This is a genomic window from Novosphingobium sp. BL-A-28-Hi1-0D, from assembly GCF_055521755.1.
This window is the reverse complement of the sequence record NZ_CM145502.1, coordinates 1,314,752-1,328,891: the sequence shown is the minus strand read 5'-3', so window position 1 is coordinate 1,328,891 and position 14,140 is coordinate 1,314,752. Positions and strand designations below refer to the sequence as shown.

At 64.3% G+C, this 14,140-nt stretch carries 13 protein-coding genes; 3 read left to right on the top strand and 10 right to left on the bottom strand.

Translation table 11 applies throughout. The features are described 5' to 3' along the window. Positions 1-36 precede the first annotated feature (36 nt). Positions 37-1,497, top strand: a complete 1,461-nt coding sequence (locus tag ACZ1JW_RS06575) for a PQQ-dependent sugar dehydrogenase (RefSeq protein ID WP_465142397.1) — start codon at positions 37-39, stop codon at positions 1,495-1,497. Between the two features lie 90 nt (positions 1,498-1,587). On the opposite strand, the gene ACZ1JW_RS06570 is transcribed toward ACZ1JW_RS06575, so the two are convergent. Continuing rightward, the gene (locus tag ACZ1JW_RS06570) at positions 1,588-2,406 is read right to left on the bottom strand and encodes a DUF815 domain-containing protein (protein WP_465142396.1); all 819 of its coding nucleotides are present in this window, start codon (positions 2,404-2,406) and stop codon (positions 1,588-1,590) included. Between the two features lie 11 nt (positions 2,407-2,417). Next, positions 2,418-4,136 carry an acyl-CoA dehydrogenase gene (locus ACZ1JW_RS06565; protein ID WP_465142395.1) on the bottom strand — a complete coding sequence of 573 codons (1,719 nt, stop codon included), beginning with the start codon at positions 4,134-4,136 and terminating at the stop codon, positions 2,418-2,420. Between the two features lie 81 nt (positions 4,137-4,217). Here ACZ1JW_RS06565 and ACZ1JW_RS06560 point away from each other — a divergent pair, with 81 nt between their 5' ends. Beyond that, positions 4,218-5,165 (top strand): L-threonylcarbamoyladenylate synthase, encoded by a 948-nt coding sequence (locus tag ACZ1JW_RS06560; protein WP_465142394.1) that lies wholly within the window; start codon positions 4,218-4,220, stop codon positions 5,163-5,165. A gap of 5 nt (positions 5,166-5,170) precedes the next feature. Here ACZ1JW_RS06560 and ACZ1JW_RS06555 read toward each other — a convergent pair whose 3' ends face one another. The 6 genes from ACZ1JW_RS06555 to rho all read right to left on the bottom strand — a co-directional run bounded on the left by ACZ1JW_RS06555 (position 5,171) and on the right by rho (position 11,724). Next, on the bottom strand, positions 5,171-5,950 hold the full coding sequence (locus tag ACZ1JW_RS06555) for a head GIN domain-containing protein (RefSeq protein ID WP_465126433.1): 780 nt from the start codon (positions 5,948-5,950) through the stop codon (positions 5,171-5,173). Between the two features lie 318 nt (positions 5,951-6,268). Continuing rightward, complete coding sequence (locus ACZ1JW_RS06550) at positions 6,269-6,793, bottom strand: CarD family transcriptional regulator (protein WP_144904546.1); 525 nt, start codon at positions 6,791-6,793, stop codon at positions 6,269-6,271. Positions 6,794-7,150: 357 nt separating this feature from the next. Beyond that, positions 7,151-7,489, bottom strand: a complete 339-nt coding sequence (fdxA, locus tag ACZ1JW_RS06545) for a ferredoxin FdxA (protein WP_133721237.1) — start codon at positions 7,487-7,489, stop codon at positions 7,151-7,153. A 14-nt stretch (positions 7,490-7,503) separates the two neighbouring features. Continuing rightward, positions 7,504-7,794: an RNA-binding S4 domain-containing protein gene (locus ACZ1JW_RS06540; RefSeq protein ID WP_465142393.1), complete on the bottom strand. Its 291-nt coding sequence runs from the start codon at positions 7,792-7,794 to the stop codon at positions 7,504-7,506. A gap of 18 nt (positions 7,795-7,812) precedes the next feature. Then, complete coding sequence (locus tag ACZ1JW_RS06535) at positions 7,813-10,359, bottom strand: helicase-related protein (RefSeq protein WP_465142392.1); 2,547 nt, start codon at positions 10,357-10,359, stop codon at positions 7,813-7,815. Between the two features lie 108 nt (positions 10,360-10,467). Beyond that, positions 10,468-11,724, bottom strand: coding sequence for a transcription termination factor Rho (rho, locus tag ACZ1JW_RS06530; protein WP_144904554.1), 1,257 nt, complete (start codon positions 11,722-11,724; stop codon positions 10,468-10,470). A gap of 218 nt (positions 11,725-11,942) precedes the next feature. Here rho and ACZ1JW_RS06525 point away from each other — a divergent pair, with 218 nt between their 5' ends. Further along, positions 11,943-12,101, top strand: coding sequence for a hypothetical protein (locus tag ACZ1JW_RS06525; RefSeq protein WP_465142391.1), 159 nt, complete (start codon positions 11,943-11,945; stop codon positions 12,099-12,101). A 151-nt stretch (positions 12,102-12,252) separates the two neighbouring features. On the opposite strand, the gene ACZ1JW_RS06520 is transcribed toward ACZ1JW_RS06525, so the two are convergent. After that, positions 12,253-12,696 carry a CopD family protein gene (locus ACZ1JW_RS06520; RefSeq protein ID WP_465142390.1) on the bottom strand — a complete coding sequence of 148 codons (444 nt, stop codon included), beginning with the start codon at positions 12,694-12,696 and terminating at the stop codon, positions 12,253-12,255. A gap of 160 nt (positions 12,697-12,856) precedes the next feature. Beyond that, the gene (gene hemE, locus ACZ1JW_RS06515) at positions 12,857-13,897 is read right to left on the bottom strand and encodes a uroporphyrinogen decarboxylase (RefSeq protein WP_465142389.1); all 1,041 of its coding nucleotides are present in this window, start codon (positions 13,895-13,897) and stop codon (positions 12,857-12,859) included. Positions 13,898-14,140: the final 243 nt, after the last annotated feature.

Here is a 14,140-nt window from a genome sequence, read left to right as displayed (position 1 = left end):
TTGCCCTGAGAGGCAGGGGGGCCTAGATTCGGGCCCATGAAAGTCATCAAGAAGATCCTGATCGCGCTGCTCGTGATCGTCGCCATCATCGCCGCCTGGGTCGCCTGGTCGATCCACGGCTCGTCTGCTGAGTACACACTCAACGAAACGTCAGGCCCCAAGCCCAAGCTGGCGATGCCCGACAGCCAGACGATCCCGACGATCAAGACCGCCGATCCGATCGGTTGGAAGGACGGCGAGGCGCCCGTCGCCGCACAGGGCCTTGCAGTCACGCGCTTTGCCGACAAGCTCGATCATCCGCGCACTGTGGTGACCCTGCCGAACGGCGACGTGCTGGTAGCCGAGACCAACTCGCCCCCGCGCGATATGAGCGGCATCACGGGGATGGTCATGGGCTATCTGATGAAGGCGGTCGGCGCTGGCGATCCCTCGCCGAACAAGATCGTGCTGCTGCGCGATGGCGATGGTGACGGCAAGGCCGAGCAGCGCTTCGTGATGGAGAACCCGGCGCTCGATTCGCCCTTCGGCATGGCCTTCCGTGAAGGCCGGTTGCTGGTGGCCAATCACAACGCTGTGCTCTCGTTCCCCTATCAACTGGGCCAGACGACGCTGACTGGAAAGCCGGAAAAGCTGATGGACCTGCCGGGCGGGGGCAATCACTGGGTGCGCAACCTGCTGCTTTCGCCGGATGGTTCGAAGCTTTACGTCACGGTCGGGTCATCCTCGAACATCGCCGAGGATGGCATCGACGCCGAATACCGCCGCGCCTCGATCCACCAGTACGATTTCGCCAAGAAGAAATCGTTCGAGTTTGCAGGCGGCCTGCGCAATCCCAATGGGCTCGACTTCAACCCTTACAGCGAAGAGCTGTGGACGGTGGTCAACGAGCGCGACATGCTCGGCTCGGACCTCGTTCCCGATTACCTGACCAACGTGCCGTTCGGCGCGAACTATGGCTGGCCGTGGGTCTACTGGAAGAAGAACATCGACCAGCGGGTAACCGCGCCAATGCCCGAGTATCTGCTCGATTACGTGCGCAAGCCGGAATACGGCCTCGGTGCCCACACCGCACCGCTGGGCCTTGCCTTTGCCAAGGGTGGCAATCTGATGGGCGACAAGTTCCAGCAGGGCGCCTTCATCGCGCGGCACGGTTCGTGGAACCGCCGTCCGCTCTCGGGCTATGACGTGGTCTTCGTCAAGTTCGACACGATGGGCAATGTCCTGCCCAATCCGCCGGTGCCGGTGCTGACCGGGTTCCTTGCCGACGAGAACACTGCGCACGGGCGTCCGACCTGGGTCACATTTGCCAAGGATGGCGCGCTGCTGGTGAGCGACGATACCGGTGGCGTGATCTGGCGCGTGACGGCTCCCGGCGCGAAGCCGGCAGCCGCGATCACCCCACTACCGACACGCACGGCTCCGCCGCAGCCCAAGGGCACGGGCAAGTTCATCATGAAGCCCAATGCGGATTCGGATCTGATGAAGCCGGAGCAGTGATCTGAGAGTTCGTCATTCCCGAGAAGGCGGGAATCCAGTTAGCGCCGCGCCGCATAGATTTCCGCCTTCGCGGGAATGACGACTGTAGGCTTAGAGACTGCGTCCGGCACGCCCTGCCAGCTCGTTGACATACTGCCACGCCACACGGCCTGAGCGACCACCGCGGCGCTTGGACCATTCCAGCGCGTCGCCTTCGTCGTAGGTCAGGCCGAAATGCGCGGCGTATCCGGCGATGATCGCGAGGTAATCGTCCTGCGTGCAATTGTGGAAGCCGAGGCTGAGGCCGAAGCGGTCGGCCAGGGCGAGGCGGTCGTCCACCACGTCGCGCGGGTTGATCGGGTCATCCTGCTCGGACAGGTGCCGCTCGACGATGGCGCGGCGGTTGGACGTGACCGCGAGCCGCACGTTGGCCGGACGCGCCTCGACGCCACCCTCCAGCCATGAGCGCAGCTTGCGCGCCCCATCGCTGTCCGAGGCATCGAAGCCGAGGTCGTCGAGGAACACGAGGAAGCGGCGCTCGACCTTGCGCAGCACACTGAACAAGTCGGCAAGGCCCGCGTCGGGGCTGGCCTGCACCAACGCGATGGAGCCGGGATTGGCCTGCTGCGCCGCCAGCGTTGCCGCGCGGAGCAGGGCGGACTTGCCCATCCCGCGCGCGCCCCACAGAAGCATGTCATGCGCCGCAGCGCCACGCGAAAGGCGGACGACATTCTCGACCACGGCGGTCTTCTGCTTGTCGATCCCCTGCATCAGGTCAAGCGCAGGCGCCTCCAGCGGATCGATCCCGCGCGCTGACTTGCCATCCCAGACATAGGCGGGGAAGGCGCGCCAGTCGGCGCTTTCGGCACGCGTCGGGGCAAGACGCTCGAGCGCGTCGGCAATGCGGGCAAGCAGGATATCGTCGGCCATGGAGCCGGGGGTTATCCGGCCAGCGCCTCGCTGTCGAGATCGTAGAGCAGGGCCGCACCGGCCATGGCCGAAGAGCCGAGCCCGCGCGCTTCGGGCACGATCACACGGTTGAATAACTTGGTCACCGCGATCTTGCTGTGCAGATCCGAGGCGCGCGACTGGCGGGCAAGCTGCCATCCGGCGACGGCGACCGCGCACATCGTGGTGAACGGCACCGAGCCTGCCAGCTTGTCGTCCAGCGATGCAGTCGTGCTCATCCATTGGCCGATGGCGGCGGCATCCTTGGCCAAGGCCGCGACTTCAGGAACGTCTTCCATCTCGGACGCGATCTCGGCCATCAGTGCCTGCAGCACGCCGCCGTTATCGTATCCGAGCTTGCGGGTAACGAGGTCGGCCGCCTGGATGCCGTTGGTGCCTTCGTAGATCGGCGCGATGCGCGAATCGCGCAAGTGCTGGGCAGCACCGGTTTCCTCGATGAAGCCCATGCCGCCGTGGACCTGGATGCCAAGGCTGGCGACTTCGCAGCCGATGTCGGTGCCCCAGGCCTTGAGCATGGGCACGAGCAGTTCGGCACGCTTCTGCGCGGCCTCGTTGCCAAGGCTCCCACGATCGACCTGTCCCGCCGTGTAATAGAGCAGGGCGCGGCTGCCTTCGGTCAGGGCGCGCATGCGCATCAGCATGCGGCGGACATCGGGATGCTCGATGATCGCGACCGGGCTCTTGTCGGGCGAGCCGGCGCGGGCGGACTGCACGCGGTCGCGGGCGTAGCCCAGCGCCTGCTGCAGCGCGCGTTCCGCAATCTGGACCCCCTGGCTGCCGACGTTGATGCGTGCCGAGTTCATCATCGTGAACATCGCGCGCAGGCCCCCGTTTTCGTGGCCGACCATTTCGCCAATGCACTCGTCATTGTCGCCATAGGACATCACGCAAGTGGGCGAGGCGTGGATGCCGAGCTTGTGCTCGATAGAGACGCAGCGCACGTCATTGCGCGCGCGGAACGATCCGTCCTGTTCCACGTGAAACTTCGGCACGATGAAGAGCGAGATGCCGCGCGAACCTTCTGGCGCACCCGGCGTGCGGGCGAGAACGAGGTGAATCACGTTGTCGGCCGCGTCATGCTCGCCGAAGGTGATGTAGATCTTTGTGCCCTTGATCAGGTACTTGCCCGCGTGCGGACCTTCAGTGACCGGGGTGGCCGTGGTGCGCAACGCGCCGACGTCGGACCCGGCTTGTGGCTCGGTCAGGTTCATCGTGCCCGACCATTCGCCCGAAATCAGCTTGGGCAGGTAGACGGCCTTCTGCTCCTGATTGCCGTGATGCTCCAGCGCCTCGATCGCGCCGACGGTCAGCATCGGGAGAAGCGTGAAGCCCATGTTGGCCGCGCCGAGCGTTTCGAGCGTGGCCGTCGCCAGCGTGAAGGGCAGGCCCTGGCCGCCGAATTCGGTCGACCCGGCAATGGAGTTCCAGCCCTGCTCGACGAAGGCTTTGTAGGCATCGACGTAGCCAGGGGGGAGGGTGACGTCACCGTCCTTCCACTTCGCACCGATCTGGTCGCCCGCGCGGTGGAGCGGTGCCCATTCGCCGGCGGCAAATGCGCCGATGCCTTCGACGATCGCCTCGACCAGATCGGGCGTGGCGGCAGCAAAGCGTTCGCTCTGGGCCAGCTCGTCGATCCCGGCGCTCACGCGGATGGCGAGAAGCTGGTCGGCAGTGGGCGGGGTGAAAGTCATTGTCCTCTCCTGTCTCGCGCAAATCCAGGCACAGGGCATGTGCGCTTGGCGCGGGGCTTGCGTCTCCCTATAGCGACCCTGATGGAGCCGACAAAGCCTTCCAAGGTGCACCTGTCCGATGATCGGGGTCTGGATGAAGCCGCGCGGGTGATCGTGCAGGGCGGAACTGTCGCCGTGCCGACCGAGACGGTCTATGGCCTAGCAGCCCGCGCGGACGACGATGCTGCGGTTGCAGGCATCTATCGCGCCAAGGGTCGGCCCGATTTCAACCCGCTGATCGTACACGTGCCTGACGTTACGGCAGCCGAGGCCTTGGCCGTGTTCGATGACCGGGCGAGGGCTCTGGCACAGGCGTTCTGGCCCGGCGCACTGACCATGGTCCTGCCCTTGCGCGCGGGTGCCGGTCTTGCCCCGGCAGTGAGCGCGGGCCTGCCCACCGTGGCGCTGCGCTGCCCCGCCCATCCGGTGATGCAGGCACTGTTGAAAACCTGTGGATTGCCGCTCGCCGCACCATCGGCGAATCGCTCTGGCGGGGTGAGTCCGACCAGCGCGGCCCATGTCGCGGCATCGCTGGGCGACAGGGTCGACCTGATCCTCGACGGGGGCGAGACGCAGCAGGGGATCGAGTCCACCATCGTCGGCCTGCGCGCCGATGGTTCGTGGAGCGTGCTGCGTCCCGGACCGATCACCGAAGCACAGATTGCCGCCGTTCTGGGTGGCAGCAGTGCCGCCATGACGTCAGCAAAAATCGAAGCTCCGGGGCAGTTGGCGAGCCATTATGCGCCGGGAAAGCCCGTTCGGCTCGATGCAGCACGTGCCGAAGCGGGGGAATTCCTGATCGGCTTCGGCGATGTCATGGGTGACGTCACGCTTTCGGCCTCGGGCGATCTCGCCGAGGCGGCAGCGCGGCTCTATGCCTGCCTGCACCATGGCGCTGCCGCAGCAGAGCCCCGGATTGCCGTGGCGCCAATTCCGGACCATGGCATCGGCGTGGCGATCAATGACCGCCTCCGCCGCGCCGCAGCCTGATCGGCTTACTGTTCTTCAGCAGGTTCGCTGGCATCGCTTTGCGGCGTCACGCCGTTTTCGCAAACCAGCTTGCCCGAGCCCATTGCGCTGACCTTGCAGGTCGCGCGGCCGAACACGCGCACTTCACCCGAGCCCATGATGTTGGCATTGACGTGGCCATTGGAGGCAAAGCGGGCATTGCCCGATCCGGCGACGTCGACCTTGACCTCGTCGACGTTGAGCCCGTCCATCTCGGCATCGCCGCTGCCGGCAATGGTCATCTTGAGTTCCCTGGCCTTGCCTGCGGCCTTCAGCTTGCCCGAACCGACCACGTCGATCCCGAGCTTCTGCGCGTCGATCGCGCGCGCATCGACCACGCCCGAACCGGCAACCGTGATCTTGGCTTCGTTGCCGCCCATCTGATCGGTGGTGAGGTTGCCGGAACCGGCAAGCATGACCTCGCTCAGCATCGGCAAGGTGACGTTGACTGTGGCAGCCTGGGTCGATTGCCCAAGCTTCCAGTCATCACGGGTAATGCCAAGCTGGCCCTCGGAGAGCGCAAAGCGCAGCTTGTCGGCCCCTTCGCCGTCGACGGTGATCGCCAGCTTGTCGCCGCGCGTCACGCGGACGTTGTCAGGGCCAAGCAGGGCAATGGTGGTGGGGGCAGGGCCGTTCAAGTCGAGCTCGGACAGAGGCACGCCCTTCTTGCCATTGAACGAGATATTCGCCCCGTCACACCCGGCGAGCGCGGTGGCGAGACCCATGACTGCAACGCCTGCCAAGGCACGAACGAAATTCTTGAGCATCACGAAGTCACTCCTAACTGTATTGCCGATATAACACGGTGATACGATCAGGGCCAAGTCGTTCGTGGAGTGGTAGCGGGGGTTGGTCGTCTGGGGAAACCGCTTTTGCGCCGCAGGCAGGAAGATGGGGTTTCTCGCAGAGACGCAGAGGGAAAAGAGAACGCAAAGAGGATTTCAGCTCTTTGTCTTTGCGGTCTTCTTCTCCTCTGCGTCTCTGCGAGAAACCCTCCTCAATCTTTCAAAGCCTCCGGCGGACATACGAAAAAGGCCCCCGGTTTCCCGGAGGCCTCGTTGCAGCGCCAGTGCGGCGGAAACGGATCAGGCCGTTTCGTAGTACTTCGGCGCGTGTTCGTTGAGTATCTCGAGGATCTTCTTGAGTGCGGCAGGCTCGTCGGTCTTTTCCATCGCGGCCAGTTCGCGCGCGAGGCGCGAGGAGGCGGCTTCGAAGATCTGACGTTCCGAATAGGACTGCTCGGGCTGATCGTCGGCACGGAACAGGTCGCGCGTCACCTCGGCGATCGACACGAGGTCACCCGAATTGATCTTCGCTTCGTATTCCTGGGCGCGGCGCGACCACATCGTGCGCTTGACCTTGGGCTTGCCCTTGAGCGTATCGAGCGCTTCGCGCAGCGTCTTGTCCGAGGACAGCTTGCGCATGCCGATGGCTTCGACCTTGTTCACCGGAACGCGCAGCGTCATGCGCTCCTTTTCGAAGCGCAGCACATAGAGCTGCAGCTTCATGCCAGCAATTTCTTCGTCCTGAAGTTCGACCACCCGGCCGACACCATGCTTCGGATAAACGACGTAGTCCCCAACATCGAAGGCGAGAGCCTTACCTGCCATTGGTAATCCTTTCGACGCGGGCAGGACCGGCAATGGACAGTGCGAAGCCTTTTGGGGGAAAAGGGCATGGGCCCGCCGGATCGACGGTCATGCAAGGCTTGCGATCCGATTGCTTTTTTCGTCCTGCCGTTTTCGTGGTGAAAAGACGCCGGACAGGACAAAGCCCACCGGCGCTTGGCGGCCCATATAACATCTCGGCAACAAAATTACCACCCCTGAACGCACTGCAGCGCAGCAGAAATCGTTTGCTGCCTCCGATGTGGAAGCAACAGGGGGTAGCAGGACCCTCTCAGCTGTGGGTCGGACAGGCAGAGCGTAAGGAGCGTTCGCCGCGCAAACGCTCCCAAAGCGCTGGAATCAGTCGCCTTCGCCGGGCTCTGCCGAGAAGTACTTGTCGAACTTGCCTTCTTCGCCCTTGTGCTCGTCGGCGTCGGCCGGAGCATCCTTCTTGGCGGTGATGTTCGGCCATTCCGCCGAGAACTTGGCATTGAGTTCGAGCCACTGCTCGAGGCCAGATTCGGTGTCGGGCAGAATCGCCTCGGCCGGGCATTCCGGTTCGCACACGCCGCAGTCGATGCACTCGCTGGGGTTGATCACCAGCATGTTCTCGCCTTCGTAGAAGCAATCCACGGGGCAGACTTCGACGCAGTCCATGAACTTGCAGCGGATACAGGCGTCGGTGACGACATAGGTCATGGCGAATTGATCCCTCAGGTATCTGTTTGAGGCCGTGCTAGAGGCGTTGCACCCGGCCCGTCAAGCACCCGATAACAGGCCTGTGCCTCAGGGGCAGGTCCACGCCGGTGTGGAAGCGCCAGAACCTCGACCACCATGACCCTTGTGCGCATCGGCAGCACCAGCACGTCGCCCAGCCTGACATCGGCGCTGCAACGTTCGATCCGACGGCCGTTGAGGCGGATGTGGCCGTCCTCGACCCAGCCTTGCGCCAGGCTCCGGCTGCCTGTGAAACGGGTGAACCAGAGGAACTTGTCGATCCGCAAGCAGCGTTTCTCCCCGTTCTATCGTGCGACCAGTTCGGCCAGCGCGGCGAAAGCGCCACTGACAGGACGGGGCGGCATCGGTGCATCGACTTGCGACACATTGCGAGTGGGGCGCCAATCCCACAGCGGCGGCTGCGGCGGACCGAATGCCTTTTCGGGCAAGGCACGGCCCATGTGGACGCGAAAGCCCCCGGCGCGCAGCAGCGCGGCATAAGCGGCGGTCGAAAGATTCATCGATCGCGCGATGGCGGGATCAAGGAACACGCGCCGCGCCTTGGTGCCCATCCGTGTGGCGTGGGCGTGGTGGAGCAGCTTCTCTGCGAGATCGACCCGCAGGGCTTCGTTGCCGAGGCGGCGGTATCCGGCAGGCGCGATCTTCGTGTGGACCACCGGCTGCATCGTTTCGGGAGGCAGGGGAGCAGGCTTTCCCCAGATGCGGGCAAGGCGATGCCACGCCTGCATCGCGCCGGGGCGCAGGGCATTGGGCAGGAACAGATCGAGCGAACCGATCCGCACGCCGAGCTTCTTCAGGCGATGCCGCTGCGCAGGGTCAAGCCGGTCCAGCCCCGAATCCTCGCGCACAAGAACCCCGCCTGCTTCGACGAGGTGAAGCAACAGGGCCCTGAGTTCCGGACCAGACGCCGGATCGCGACTGGCCTCGTCCAGCGCCAGCAGCGCGTTCAGGTGCCGCTTGTGCTGTGCGCCAAGCCACGCTTCGAGCGCGGCGACGACCGCCGCCTTGTCATCGGGTGCGAGGCGGTCGAGCGCGGGATCGGGCTTGAGGCGTGGGCTGAGCATCGTGCGACCGCGCTCAAGCCGCGCGACCACGGTGTCCTGCCAAATGAGCGCGGTGTCCTCGAACTCCAGGGCGCCGGGTTCAGCCGCAGCGGCGACCAGTGCCCTCGCGCGTGCCGAAAGCAGGCCGGGCAGATGCCGCTCGGCCGCTGCCAGCAGCAGCTTGCGATCCTCGGCGCGGGCGAGGGGATCGACGACGAAACGGAAGCCTTCGATGTGGCCGATGGGCTCGTCATCCACCAGCAGCGCGCCTTCCTCGGACAGACGGACCGGCAGCAGTCCCGCGTCAGCCCCGGCCTTGCGCATCAGCACGGTGGTGCGGCGGTTGACGAAGCGTTCGGTCAGGCGCGCGTGGAGCGCATCCGAAAGCCGCGCCTCGACCGCGCGGGAGCGGGCCGACATCTCCTCCTTCGCCAGCACCCAGTCAGGCCGCTGCGCGATATAGGCCCAGGAACGGATCGCGGAGATGCGGGCCTGCAGCGTGTCGATGTCGCCCGAAGGGTTGTCGAGCTGCGCAATCGCCTGCGCCACGTAATCCGCGCCGAGATAGCCATGGCGCAGATCCTGCCAAAGCCGGCTGACGAAGCGGCTGTGCGTCTCCTCCCCCTGCGAGCGGAAATCGGGCAGGCGGCATACGTCCCAGAAGCGCTGCACGGCGCGTTGGCCGCGAACGCTGGAGGCTGTCTCGGGTTCTTCAGCAAGCCGCTTGAGCACGGCAAGGTCGATGGCCTGGGGCGGCACCACAAGTTCCGGGCGCGGCGGCAGGCTCTCAAGGTCCTCAATCAGCGTCGCGATGCTGTCAAACCGCGGTTCCGCCTCGCGCCAGAACAGGCGGGTCAGCGGCGGGAAGCGATGCTCTTCGATCGCGTAGATTTCTTCGTCGGTGAACTCCGGATTGGTCCCGCCCATTCCGGCGAGCGTGCCGAAGGTGCCATCGCGCTGGTGGCGTCCGGCGCGCCCGGCAATCTGCGCCATTTCCGCCGTCGTCAGGCGGCGCTGGCGATGCCCGTCGAACTTGGAGAGGCCAGCGAACGCGACGTGATGCACATCGAGATTGAGCCCCATGCCAACGGCATCGGTGGCGACGAGATAATCGACCTCTCCGGCCTGATACATCGCCACCTGGGCATTGCGCGTCTGCGGGCTGAGCGCGCCCATCACCACCGCCGCACCGCCCCGGAACCGCCGCAGCATTTCGGCCATGACATAGACCTGCTCGGCACTGAACGCGACAATCGCGCTACGCGGCGGGATGCGCGAGAGCTTCTTGGCGCCGACATGGGTCAGCGTGGAAAAGCGCGGGCGGGTGACCACTTCGGCCTCGGGCACCAGCGCCTTGATCATCGGCTCCAACGTGGAGGAGCCAAGCAGCATCGTCTCCTCGCGCCCGCGCGTGTGCAACAGGCGGTCGGTGAAGACATGGCCGCGTTCGGGATCGGCGGACAGTTGCGCCTCGTCCAGCGCGACGAAAGCGAGATCGGGGCGCGAAGGCATGGCCTCGACCGTGCACAGGTGCCAGCGCGCACCCTTGGGTTCGATCTTCTCCTCGCCGGTAATCAGGGCGACGTTTTCCGCCCCCTTGATCGCACAGACCCGGTCATAGACCTCGCGGGCGAGCAGCCGCAGCGGAAAGCCGATGGCGCCCGAGGAATGGGCGCAGAGCCGCTCTATGGCCAGATGGGTCTTGCCGGTGTTGGTCGGCCCGAGCACCGCCTTGACCACGCCCGTATGGCCGGTTTTCCGAGGCTGGGCGGGAAGACGCTGGGCCATGGAGGGGAATGTGGCGGGCATGATCGTCGGAAACAAGCGAGGAGGGGAATTTTATCCCCTGCCCGAAGGAGCAAACAAAAAGGCCCGGATCGCTCCGGGCCTTTCCTGTTACTGGTTCATCGTCGCGAAGAAGTCTTCGTTGGTCTTGGAATCCTTGATCTTGTCGAGCAGGAATTCCATCGCGTCGATCGTGCCCATCTGCATGAGGATGCGGCGCAGCACCCACATCTTCGAGAGCTGGTCCTTCGGCACGAGCAGCTCTTCCTTGCGGGTGCCGCTCTTGCCAACGTCGAGCGCGGGGAAGATGCGCTTGTCGGCAACCTTGCGGTCCAGCACGATTTCCGAGTTGCCGGTGCCCTTGAACTCTTCGAAAATCACTTCGTCCATGCGGCTGCCGGTATCAATCAGCGCGGTGGCGATGATGGAAAGCGAGCCGCCTTCCTCGATGTTGCGCGCCGCGCCGAAGAAGCGCTTGGGGCGCTGCAGGGCGTTGGCGTCGACACCACCGGTCAGCACCTTGCCCGAGCTTGGCACAACGGTGTTGTAGGCACGGCCCAGACGCGTGATCGAGTCCAGCAGGATCACCACGTCGCGCTTGTGCTCGACAAGGCGCTTGGCCTTCTCGATGACCATTTCGGCAACCTGGACGTGGCGCGTGGCGGGCTCGTCGAAGGTCGAGGAGATGACCTCGCCCTTCACCGAGCGCTGCATGTCGGTGACTTCTTCCGGGCGTTCATCGACCAGCAGGACGATCAGGAAGACTTCCGGATGGTTGTCGGTGATCGCCTTGGCCATGTTCTGCAGCAGCACGGTCTTGCCGGTGCGCGGCGGGGCGACGATCAGCGCGCGCTGACCCTTGCCCTGTGGGCTGACCAGATCGATCACACGGGCCGACTTGTCCTTGACCGTGGGGTCAAGCGTGTCGAGGCGCAGGCGCTCGTTCGGGTAGAGCGGAGTGAGATTGTCGAAGTTGACGCGGTGGCGCACGGCCTCCGGTTCGTCGAAGTTCACCTTGATCAGGCGGGTGATCGCGAAATAGCGCTCGCCATCCTTGGGCGCGCGGACTTCGCCTTCCACCGTATCGCCGGTGCGCAGGCCCCATTTGCGGACCTGGTTGGGCGAGACGTAGATGTCGTCAGGGCCGGCCAGATAGTTCGCTTCGGGGCTGCGCAGGAAGCCAAAGCCGTCGGGCAGGACTTCGATCGTGCCGATGCCGAGGATTTCCTCGCCGTCTTCAGCCATTTCCTTGAGGATCGCGAACATCAGGTCCTGGCGGCGCATGGTGCTGGCGCCTTCGACCTCGAGCTCTTCGGCCATCTGGACCAGCTCGGCGGGGGTCTTCTTCTTGAGTTCCTTCAGGTGCATTTCTTGAATTTCCAAAGGGTTAGGTAGATGGCCGGAAACCTCTGAAGGGCTTGGAGAAAGCAAGAGGGCGGCTGCATCAGCGGCAGCGCATCTATCTTCCGGTTCATCGGCAGATATGCCTCAGGCGGGCGATAGTCAATTGTCGATGGGGGCGTTCGGGTGGTATCCTGCGTCCATCGAGCCGGAAACCGGCCAGACGGAACGAGAGGACCATCGCAATGATCAGACTGCCCCGCCACTCGGGCACATTCCCCCGCCCGCAAGCCCATGATGCCCGGGCCAACGCCTGGGGCTCGCAATGGAAGCACTTGCCGCGTTCGCCGATGACGCTGGTGCGCACTGCAATGGGCGAAGGCTTGCGGACCTTGCGCGGCTGAAAAAGGATTTCTCTCGCAAAGACGCAAAGGCGCGAAGATGTTGCGCGTGAGCGAAGCCTGTTGAATCTTCGCAATAGACTTTGATCGGCACAAACGGCCTGCGGCAATCGCTACCTCTTTGCGCCTTTGCGTCTTTGCGTGAGACCAAAAATCAGAACGGCTTCACGATCACCATGATGACGATCACCGCGGCGGCCATGCCCGGGATCTCGTTGAGCATGCGCAGCTTCTTGCCCGAAAGCTTGCGGACGCCCTGCGCCAGTGCCTGCGCATAGCTTGCCAGCCAGAACTGGTAGGCGGTCAGCACCAGCACGAACGCCAGCTTGAGGTGGAACCAGCCTTGGGCAAACGCGCCGATGTCCATGGCGAGCGCAAGGCCCAGCACCCAGACCACCACCAGCGCCGGCCACATGATGATCTTCATCAGCTTGCGCTCGCGGTCGATCCAGATCGCGTTCTCGGGCGAACCTTCCGGCGCTTCCTGGTGATAGACGAAGAAGCGCGGCAGCATGAACAGGCCGGCCATCCAGAAGATCACGAAGATGACATGGCCCGCCTTGAGCCAGAGATAGAGCATCGCCAATACCTGCTGCATGATGTGCGTTTCCGCCTGCCAATGCGCCCCTGCTGTGGGCTATTTCGGCGCGGAAACCGTGGTTTGCAAGATGTCCTGAAAACTTGCGGGTGCCCCTCCACCATCCTGCGGATGGTCCCCCTCCTTCCCGGCCTTCGCCAGGACAGGCCGGGGAGGAATCTTACCGCGACCAGCCCCGCACGACCTTCAGCAGTGCTTCGACGTTGGCGATCGGGGTATGCTGGCCGATGCCGTGGCCGAGGTTGAACACGTGCGGGCGGTCGGCGAAGGCTTCGAGCACGCGGATCGTCTGGGTTTCCAGCTCCGGCCCGCCCGAAAGCAGCAGCAGCGGATCGAGATTGCCCTGCACCGGCATCCCTGCAGGCAGTTCGCGCGCGGCCCACAGCGGGTCGATGGTCTCGTCCACGCCCACCGCATTGACGCCGGTTTCGCGGGCATAGGCGGCAAGCTTTTCGCCCGCGCCCTTGGGGAAGCCGATGACCGGAACGTGCGGATAGCGACGCTGCATTTCGGCCGCGATCTTGGCATTGGGGGCGATGACCCAGCGTTCGAACTGTGCGGGCGAGAGGCTGCCTGCCCATGAATCGAAAAGCTGCAGGCCTTGTGCGCCTGCTTCGACCTGACCCGACAGGTATTCGATGGTCACCGCGCTGATCGCATCGATGATCGCCTGGAACGCGCCCGGATCGCGATAGGCCAGCGCGCGGGTGTCGTGATGATCGCGGCTGCCTTCGCCTGCCACCATGTAGGTCGCAACCGTCCACGGAGAGCCTGCAAAGCCCAGCAGTGTCGTCTCAGGGCTGATCTGCGCCTTCACCTTGGCCACCGTCTCGTAGATCGGCGTCAGGCGCTCAGGCACCGCCACAAGGCTGTCCAGCGCCACGTCGAGCAGGCGGGGCGAAAGGTCTGGGCCTTCGCCGACGAGAAACTTGAGATCCTGCCCCATCGCATAGGGCACGATCAGGATATCGGAAAACAGGATCGCGCCATCGAAGCCGAAGCGGCGGATCGGCTGCACGGTCACTTCGGCGGCGGCATCGGTATCATAGACCAGCGCGAGAAATCCGCCCTTCTCGGCGCGCAACTCGCGATATTCGGGAAGGTAGCGGCCAGCCTGGCGCATGAGCCAGATCGGGCGTTGTGCGAGGTTCTCGCCGCGCAGAGTCCGAAGGAGAGGGCCAGCTTCCGGGGTTTCGGACATCGTGCGTCGATCCATTCTACTTAAACTAGATTCTTAGAATCAGGTTGATGGTGTTAGTTGGCCCTGTGGAAACCGGGGATTGCACTCGTCTGCCCGATTTGTGAGTCACCTTCCACACTTTTCGGTGTTCGCGACTCTGGACAGACCATGAGTCAACGCGAAGTTCTCACCGCTCTCCACAGGCTGGGGAAAACCCTGTCCACTTGTCCACAACTGGACTGCAAGCGGACTCGGATCGGGTGT